Annotated in this window: 9 protein-coding genes and 1 pseudogene; 5 read left to right on the plus strand and 5 right to left on the minus strand. The window is 66.1% G+C overall.

Translation table 11 applies throughout. From position 1 onward, the window contains the following. Nucleotides 1-486, minus strand: a 486-nt coding sequence (locus U5798_RS36650) for a sel1 repeat family protein (protein ID WP_322084852.1), incomplete at its 3' end; no start/stop codon positions are given. A 474-nt stretch (nt 487-960) separates the two neighbouring features. Between U5798_RS36650 and U5798_RS36655 the strand changes: the two genes are divergently transcribed. Then, complete coding sequence (locus U5798_RS36655; protein ID WP_322084853.1) at nt 961-1,563, plus strand: TetR/AcrR family transcriptional regulator; 603 nt, start codon at nt 961-963, stop codon at nt 1,561-1,563. A 62-nt stretch (nt 1,564-1,625) separates the two neighbouring features. Further along, nucleotides 1,626-2,141 (plus strand): hypothetical protein, encoded by a 516-nt coding sequence (locus U5798_RS36660; protein WP_322084854.1) that lies wholly within the window; start codon nt 1,626-1,628, stop codon nt 2,139-2,141. Nucleotides 2,142-2,189: 48 nt separating this feature from the next. Here U5798_RS36660 and U5798_RS36665 read toward each other — a convergent pair whose 3' ends face one another. Next, nucleotides 2,190-3,089 (minus strand): LysR family transcriptional regulator, encoded by a 900-nt coding sequence (locus U5798_RS36665; RefSeq protein ID WP_322084855.1) that lies wholly within the window; start codon nt 3,087-3,089, stop codon nt 2,190-2,192. Nucleotides 3,090-3,199: 110 nt separating this feature from the next. On the opposite strand from U5798_RS36665, the gene U5798_RS36670 reads away from it, so the two are divergent. Then, a complete protein-coding gene (locus tag U5798_RS36670; RefSeq protein ID WP_322084856.1) occupies nt 3,200-4,063 on the plus strand; it encodes an NmrA/HSCARG family protein in 864 nt (287 codons plus the stop codon). 274 nt (nt 4,064-4,337) lie between these two features. Beyond that, on the plus strand, nt 4,338-4,736 hold the full coding sequence (locus U5798_RS36675) for a cupin domain-containing protein (RefSeq protein WP_322084857.1): 399 nt from the start codon (nt 4,338-4,340) through the stop codon (nt 4,734-4,736). Between the two features lie 16 nt (nt 4,737-4,752). On the opposite strand, the gene U5798_RS36680 is transcribed toward U5798_RS36675, so the two are convergent. From U5798_RS36680 to U5798_RS36690, 3 genes are all read right to left on the minus strand, one after another. Beyond that, nucleotides 4,753-5,655 (minus strand): GNAT family N-acetyltransferase, encoded by a 903-nt coding sequence (locus U5798_RS36680; RefSeq protein ID WP_322084858.1) that lies wholly within the window; start codon nt 5,653-5,655, stop codon nt 4,753-4,755. 123 nt (nt 5,656-5,778) lie between these two features. Then, nucleotides 5,779-6,966, minus strand: a complete 1,188-nt coding sequence (locus U5798_RS36685) for a M20 aminoacylase family protein (protein ID WP_322084859.1) — start codon at nt 6,964-6,966, stop codon at nt 5,779-5,781. 69 nt (nt 6,967-7,035) lie between these two features. Beyond that, nucleotides 7,036-8,493 carry an aldehyde dehydrogenase family protein gene (locus U5798_RS36690; RefSeq protein WP_322084860.1) on the minus strand — a complete coding sequence of 486 codons (1,458 nt, stop codon included), beginning with the start codon at nt 8,491-8,493 and terminating at the stop codon, nt 7,036-7,038. Nucleotides 8,494-8,582: 89 nt separating this feature from the next. Here U5798_RS36690 and U5798_RS36695 point away from each other — a divergent pair. After that, nucleotides 8,583-8,710, plus strand: a pseudogene (locus U5798_RS36695) (RNA-guided endonuclease TnpB family protein); the annotation flags it as partial.

Consider the following 8,710-nt stretch of genomic DNA (forward strand, 5'->3'; position numbering starts at 1 on the left):
GTCCTCGTCTTCCTTCTTGGCCTTGCGCGCGAGGTCGAGCAGCTTTTTCGATTCCTTGTCGCCGCGGCCGGCCGCGATCGACAGCCACTTCTCCGCTTCGCGCGCGTCGGAGCCCATTTCCTCGAGGCCGAACAGGTAGAAGCTGCCGAGCGCCTTCTGCGCCTGCAGGTCGCCGCGTTCGGCAGCCTCGCGCATCCACTTGAGGGCCTGGTAGCTGTCCTGGCGCACGCCGTCGCCGCGGAAATAACGCAGGCCGAGGTCGTAGGCGGCCTTCGGCTGGGTCTTCGCGGTCTGCTTGAGCGCGGCGATGCGCGGATCCTCACGGTCCTCCGCGTCGTCCCTTTTTTGATAGGAGACCTGATCTTTAGGGCGATCGGAACAACCTGTGTCGTCGCAGATCCGTACCGTGTTGCTGGTAACCGACGGATCCTGCGCGCACGCGGCCAACAGCAACAGCAGCCCCGGTGCGAGTAAACGGCGGGTCATGGGTACTTTCCTCACGTCTTTATTTGCGCCGTACTGAATGCGCGCATTCACCCGCGAGCCCGCCCCCGCAACGGCGGCGGAATCGTCCGCCTGGCCGCATCCAGGGTTCTCTCAGGTTCTCTTTTCGGCTTGAAACATCGCGGCACCGCCGCACTGACGAAGGCTCGGATGCGCACGAGGCGCTGCAACCGCCCTTCCTCGATGCCGTTACCGTGCCGTTGCGGCACCACCCGACAGAAGCACCCCGCCCCTTATTTCCGAATCAATCCCGGAAAACGTCGATTGCCGCTCACTGGGTTCAAATGATACATATCGGTCTATCCAATAGTCAAGATGACTTGAAAACCGGCCCGACGGCTGAGTGTTCTCGAGGAAAGAAGCCTTCCGCGTGAAGGCCGGAACGCGGAATTTCATCGAGCGGCAGGATGCTAGAATAATCGGTCTATGGCTTGAAATATCGAGGAGGAGCTGCTCGTGCGAGCCAACAAGCGCCAACAGGTGGTAGACAAGGCCACCGAACTGTTCTCCAGGCACGGATTCCACCCGGTGGGTGTCGACTGGATCATCGACGATTCCGGCGTCGCCCGAATGACGCTGTATCGACATTTTGCAAGCAAGGACGAACTCATCCGCGAAGTCCTCGTCCAGCGTTACGACCTGATCGTCGGCAGCATCGATGCGCAGCTTCGGCACACTGCCGATCCGGTCGAACGCGTCAAGACCATCTTCGACTGGTACGGTGCCTGGTTCAGGACGCCTGAATTTGCCGGATGCCTGTTCGAGCGCGCACTGGCCGAATTCGGCACCGCCTATGCGCCGATCTCGGACGTCGCCATCCGTTATCGCCGCAAGATGGTCGAGTGGATCACCGAACTGATCGAAGCGCTTGTGCCGCCCGACACGGCAAACCGGCTGGCGACCGTCTTCATGATGCTGCTCGATGGTGCAACGGTGGAAGCACGGGCGTTCAACGATTCCGCAGCAGCCGGGCGCGCGTGGCAAGCCGCGCACGCGCTGCTCGATCAGGCCATGCACGCGGCGGCCTCGCCCGCCGAGGGGGCGGGCACCCCGATGTAACGGGCGTCGCGGGTCGTCGTATCGCAAGCAAACCGGGGGCGAACGGTGCCGGGGAGAATGAAATGCATGACCGGATGAACTTGATCGGCTTCACGACAGGCCTGGCAATCGCCTGTGCAAGCTGCACGTCACTGGATGTCAGCCGATATGAAATCCAGAAGCGGGACTCGAACGGGCTCGCGATCATTGCATTTACCGCACAAGATCCGGCGTCGTTCGACCGAACGCTGTGGGCCGACCACGTCTACCTCCAGTACGCAGTCACGCCGGTCACCGTCCGGCGGCAATTCGATGCGGATGCAACCGATGTGGAGGACTATCCATTCTCCGCGAGGCGGCTCGACATTCACGCCCGATGCCCGACGCCCACGTCGGACTTCTGCTCCACGTGGTTCATTCCGTTCCACGATCGCGCGGCACTTCATGGCCTGGATTACGTGTCGGGGCTCGATGCAAACGAACCCGCGCTCCTGAAGTTGCGATTCGGCGGCGGCAGCATGGCCGGGGCCCGGCTGGTGTCGAAAGAACACACGATCAAGGTCGACGCGGGCGACGCGGCAAGACCGGGCGGGCCGTGACGCCCGCATGACGCATCGCCGTGCGCGGGAGAAACTACCCGCGCAGCTTCACTGCCCGGTTTCGATATACGCCGCGAGTTCTTCCGGCTGTCCGGACGGAAACGCGTCTTTCAGGTGATCGAGAAACGCGGAAACGCGCGCGCTCAACAGCCGCCTGGACGGATACAGCGCCCATACCGCGATATCGGGCCCCGGCACGTCGCCCCAGCTGACGAGCGTGCCGGCGGCCAGATCGCGGCTCACGAGCGACACCGGCAGACATGCGGCACCCAGGCCGAGGCGGACCGTATCGCGCACCATGATCAGCGACGACAGCCGTGCCACCGGTTCGATCGGGATGCGCGACGTTCCGGCCGCGTGCGAGACCTCCCATGCAGCACGGCCGTCGTTCGCGCCGCGCACGACGGCCGGTACGGGCGCGTCGCCACTCGGCCGCGCCAGCCCGGGCTTCGCGACGACGACCAGCCGGTCGCGCAGGAACACGCGCCCGATCAGGCTTTCATCAGGGTCCGGGTTCACGCGGATCACGAGGTCGACACCTTCGTCGATCATGTCGACGGGCCGATCTTCCGTCGTTACCTCCAGCCGGACGTCCGGGTATTTCAGCGCGAACGTCGCCACCAGCTTGCCCATCGCGAACTGCGAAAAGAGCATCGGCGCGCTGATGCGCAGCCGGCCGCGCGGCCGCTCGCTCCCCGATGCGATCGCCGACGCGCTGTCGGCGAGCTCCGCGAGCAGCACGCCCGTGCGCTCGTAGAGCGCGCGCCCTTCCTGCGTGAGCGTCACGCCGCGCGAGCCGCGCTCGAACAGGCGCAGCGACAGGCTGTTCTCCAGTTCCGCGACGCGGCGCGACAGCGTCGCCTTCGGGCGATCGGCCGCGCGCGCGGCTTCCCCGAAGCTGCCATGGCGGGCGACGAGATTGAAATCGGCGAGAGCGAGCAGGTCCATGTGTTCCACCAATGAGACGGCATGTCTATTTATCACATCTTCCGGATCGCATGTGGATCACCTAACTTACGTGGGCAGTCAATCCCATCGTTACCTCAGGAGTGAACATCATGACCATTCTCGTTACCGGCGCCACCGGCCGTGTCGGCCGCCAGCTCGTCCGTCAACTCGTCGATCGCGGCGCCGACGTGCGCGTACTGGTGCGCGATCCGTCCAAGGCCGACTTTCCGGCGACAGTGTCCGTCGCGCAAGGCGACATGCTCGACGTCGACGCCCTTCGCACCGCGTTCTCCGGCGTGCGCACGCTGTTCCTGCTCAACGGCGTGGCGGGCGACGAATTCACGCAGGCGCTGATCGCGCTGAATCTCGCCCGCGAAGCGGGTATCGAGCGTGTCGTCTACCTGTCCGTCCTCCACGCCGACCGCTTCGTGAACGTGCCGCACTTCGCGGTGAAATCCGGCGCCGAGCGGATGATCGAGCAGATGGGCTTCAGCGCGACGATCCTGCGGGCCGCGTATTTCATGGACAACGAATCGATGATCAAGGACGTCATCGTCGGGCATGGCATTTACCCGATCCCGATCGGCGGCAAGGGCGTCGCGATGATCGACGTGCGCGACCTCGCGGAAGTCGCGGCGATCGAGTTGATCCGCCGCAACGACGCGCCCGGCAAGCTGCCGGTCGACACCCTCAACCTGGTCGGCCCCGACACGCTGACCGGCCCGCAGCTCGCGTCCATCTGGTCGGACACGCTCGGCCGCCCGGTTGCCTATGGCGGCGACGATCCCACGCCGTTCGAAGACAATTTCGCGAAGTTCATGCCGAAATGGATGGCGTATGAAATGCGGCTGATGGCCGAACGCTACGTCAGCGACGGCATGATGCCGGAGGCCGGCGACGTCGAGCGGTTGACCGCGATCCTCGGCCGCCCGCTGCGGACGTATCGCGACTTCGCGGCCGCGCTCGTCCGTTGAGCGCGATACCGCGCCTTCATGCGCCGCGCGGCGGTGCGGGCAGTCGCCGGGGGGAACCGGTCGCCGCGGCGTGGCCGGTTCGCCGCGACCGCCATGCCGTCGCCGGCGACGGCGGCCACGCGGCGGCGGCCCGGCGAATGCACCGGATGGCGCGGCGTCCGGACCTCGGGCAGCGAAATGACGGCGTCAATATAATCGGTTGCTCCTGCCTGTCGGCGATCGGCCATCCGCCGGTGTCGATCGCGGCTGCGTACAACCGCCCACCGGAGACGAGATGACCGCACCTGCCCTTCCGTTTGCCAAATCGTTCGACCTCGAGGCCGCATTCGCCGACGTATCCGAATACTGGTCGCCCAAGGTGGTCGCGCAGGTCAACGATCAGTATGTGAAGGTCGCGAAAGTGCGCGGCCAGCTCGTATGGCACGACCACGCGCACGAAGACGAGCTGTTCTTCGTCGTGCGCGGCCACCTCAGGATCGAGTACGAAGGCGGCCGCGTCGCCGACGTGCCCGCCGGCTCGATGCATGTCGTGCCGCGCGGCACGCAGCATAATCCGGTCGCCGACGACGAATGCTGGATCGTGCTGATCGAGCCCGTGCAGACCCGGCACACCGGTGATGTCCAGTCGCCGCTGACCCGCACGATCGACGAGCAACTGGGTCGGGCCCGCTGAATTCGTCCGCCGCGGTTTACAACATGGCCTGACTGACCAGCCCGTACAGTCCGACTACCGGGTCGGCCGCGCCCTCATGTGACGCGGCCGGCGCGTTGCGAACCATCTTCGAACAGGTATCCACCTGTTTCAGTCCCTGTTCGCCCAGCCACTCCGGTAGGCAGGTCCCGTCAGGCACATCGATACGCACGAATTCGCCGTCCCGTTTCGTCAGCCAATAGGCGATCAGCGCCTTCGCATGCGCATCGTCGCTCGAACGCGGCGCGGCTACCGGGCCGATCACGTAACCGCGACCGAAGCGCCGCAGCACCGAAAACCCGACGACCTCGCCGTCGCGTTCGAGCACGACGCATTCGCCCCGCCTCTGCAACGTGGACAACAGCGCTTCGCGTTCGAGGCCGGACGCACGGGCGTCGAGTTCGACGAGGCGCGGCCAGTCGGCCGGCGAACCGGCACGCAGCCGCTCGCCCTCGGGCACGGCCACCGCGGCGGGCCGCTCCACGTTGCCCTGATACTGGCCCAGCGACCCGCACACGTTGAACCCCAGTTTCTCGTAGAGCGGCCGACCGGCCGGCGTCGCGTGCAGAAACGTGATGCGCGGCCCCAGTTCGTCGAGGAGCGTCTCCATCAGTTTGCGGCCGATGCCGCGGCCCTGATGCGCGTCGGACACGATCACATGCCCGATCGCCGCACGATCCGCGCCGTACTTCCAGCACATCGCCGTGCCGATGACGACGCCGTTCTCCTCGGCCGCGAACGCGATCGACGTATCGGCGGAAAACTGCCAGTCTTCCGCCCGGAACGGCCAGCGAAGCGCCATGGAAAGGGCATGGGCGGCGGGGACGTCCGCCGCGGTGAATCTGCGGTAGTGAAGCGCCGACGTCGCGCCGCGCTCCTTCACTTCATGTTCCTGGGTCATCAAGCAGTCCTTCAAAAGAGTGTCGTCGTGCAACGTGGCACGTCAGATAATCCGCGGCGATCACATCGAAGCGGCGGCAAATCGCACGGCTCACCCCGGCTGTTTCGACGCCGCCCCGACGCATCACGGCGATCGCGAGAAATAATGCTGCGCCAGCGCGACCCAGTACCGGACGCCGGCCGGAATGATGTCGTCGTTGAAGTCGTATTTCGGGTGATGCAGCGCCGGTGCGCTCGCGCCGTCCTGCGCATTGCCGATCAGCACGTAAGCGCCCGGCCGCTCCTCGAGCATGAAGCCGAAGTCTTCTGACGTCATGTTCGGCGGCACGTCGCGAAACAGGCGTTCGTCGCCGAACGTATCGCGAATCACCGTCTCGCAGAAGGTCGTCTCGGCCGGCGTGTTGACCGTCGCGGGGTAGTACTGAAAGAATTCCACGTCGACCTGCGCGCCATAGGCGCCCGCCAATCCCTCGCACGCGAGCCGCATGTCGCGCTGCAGCTTCTGCTGCAATGACGACGACAGCGTGCGGATCGTGCCGCGCAACTCGGCGGTGTCGGGAATCACGTTGTCCGTCGTGCCCGCATGGAACATGCAGACGGAAATGACCGCGGGATCCACCGGATCCTTGTGCCGCGCGGCGATGGTCTGACACTGCAGCACCATCGAGCACGCGAGCGGCACCGGATCGATGCCCAGATGCGGCTGCGCCGCGTGCGCGCCCTTGCCCGTCACGGTGATCCTGAAGCGCGAACCCGCGGCCATGATCGCGCCGGTGCGCAACCCGAAATGCCCGGCCGGCAACCCGGGCCAGTTGTGCATGCCGAATACCGCTTCCGTCGGGTATTGCTCGAACAGCCCGTCGTCGATCATCTTGCGCGCGCCCGCGCCGCCCTCTTCGCCCGGCTGAAACACGAAATGAACGGTGCCGGGCAACTGCGGCATCTCCTTCAGCACGCGTGCGGCGCCGAGCAACATCACGGTGTGGCCGTCATGGCCGCACGCGTGCATGATCCCGTGCGTGCACGACGCATGCGCGAAGTCGTTGGCTTCGTGGATCGGCAATGCGTCGAGATCCGCGCGCAGCACGATGCCGCGGCCCGGATCCGCGCCGGGCAGGCTCGCGACCACGCCCGTGCCGCCCAGCCCGCGCGACACCGCATAGCCGAGCGCTTCGAGCTCGTGTGCGACGACGTCGGCTGTCCGGTGTTCTTCGAATCGCAATTCGGGATGCGCATGCAGGTCGCGGCGCAGTTTCGCCCAGTGCGCATGATGCGCGTGCAGTGTCAGGTCGGGGATGACGGGGTTGTCCAATTTCGGCACCTTCGGAATGTAGCGGGCTTCCAACTGTATCGCCGGCGCGTATCTCGCGCAGCGGCTGGGTCAGTCGTAATAGCCGACGATAGACTTGATCTCCATATACTCCTCCATCCCTTCGATCCCGTACTCGCGGCCGTTGCCCGACTGCTTGTATCCGCCGAACGGTGCCTGGGGATCCCATGCGGGGTAGTTCAGGTGCACCTGCCCCGAGCGGATGCGGGCGGCCACCGCGCGCACGCGCTCCATGTCGGTGCCCTGCACATGCGCGCCGAGCCCGTAGACCGTGTCGTTCGCGATGGCGACCGCTTCGTCGACAGTGTCGTAAGGCAGGATCGCGAGCACCGGACCGAAGATCTCCTGCTGCGCGATCGCCATGTCGGTGCGCACCTCGGAGAAAATCGTCGGCCGCGCATAGAAACCCTTGTCGAAACCCGCAGGCCGGCCGGGGCCGCCCGCGATCAGCTTCGCGCGTTCGTCGATGCCCACGTCGATCATCTGCGCGACCCGGCCGAACTGTGCGCGATTGGCGAGCGGCCCGTGCGTCGTTGCCTCGTCGAACGGATCGCCGACGACGAGCGCTTGCATCGCCGCGACGGCCAGCGCCTCGACCTCGCCGAGCACGGCTCGCGGCACGATCATGCGGGTCGGTGCGCTGCACGATTGCCCCATGTTGCGGAACGCGGCGGCCACGCCCGGCGCGATCGCGCGCTGCAGGTCCGCATCCGGCAACACGAGATTCGGCGACTTGCCGCCCAGCTCCTGCGCGACGCGCTTGACGGTCGGCGCGGCCGCCTGCGCGACCAGCACGCCGGCCCGCGTCGAGCCGGTGATCGACACCATGTCGACCTCCGGGTGCGACGAAAGCGCGGCGCCCACCGTTTCGCCGCTGCCGCTCACGAGGTTGAATACGCCTGCCGGCACGCCCGCATCGGCGACCACTTCCGCGAACAGCAGCGCGCTGAGCGGCGACAGCTCGCTCGGCTTCAGCACCACCGTACAGCCTGCCGCGAGCGCCGGCCCGACCTTCGCGGTGATCTGGTAGATCGGCCAGTTCCACGGCGTGATCAGCGCGCACACGCCGATCGGCTCGCGCGCGACCGCGCTCGTCCCGCGCCGCTCGACGAACGGGTAGCGCGCGAGGTTGTCGCGTGCAACGCGAATATGCTCGGCCGCGAGCGGCACGTGCGCGCCGCGGGCATAGCCGATCGGCGCGCCCATCTCCAGCGCGAGCGCGGTGGCGAACAGCTCGGCGCGCTCCAGGATCAACGCATGGATGCGATCGAGCAACGCCGCGCGTTCATGCGGCGACGTCGCGGACCAGCGTTCGAACGCATTGCGCGCGGCCTGCACCGCGCGATCGGCGTCGCGCGCGCTGCCGAGCGGGATCTCGCACAGTGCGTCTTCCGTGGACGGGCTGACGACCGCGAACCGGTCGCTACCGTCGGGCAGCACCCAGTCACCGTCGATGAAGAAGCGATCGAGCCGGCCGGCTTGCGTTAGGTGAACAACGGGGGAATTCATCAGTTGCTCCGAGAAACCCCATCCTTCAGGACGGGGAGGAAAGGCGTGCTGTTGACAGGCAGCTTCTTCCACGGGTTAGGATCACCGGCATGATTCTTGTCTACCGCTACCGGGTGAAGTCGCTCAACGGACTGCTTAACAAGCAGAGCCGAGCGGTGAATTACGTCTGGAACTTCTGCAATGACACGCAGAAGCACGCGCTCAAGTGGAGCAGGAC

This window comes from Burkholderia sp. BCC1972, assembly GCF_905339605.1.
Taxonomy (GTDB): Bacteria; Pseudomonadota; Gammaproteobacteria; order Burkholderiales; family Burkholderiaceae; genus Burkholderia.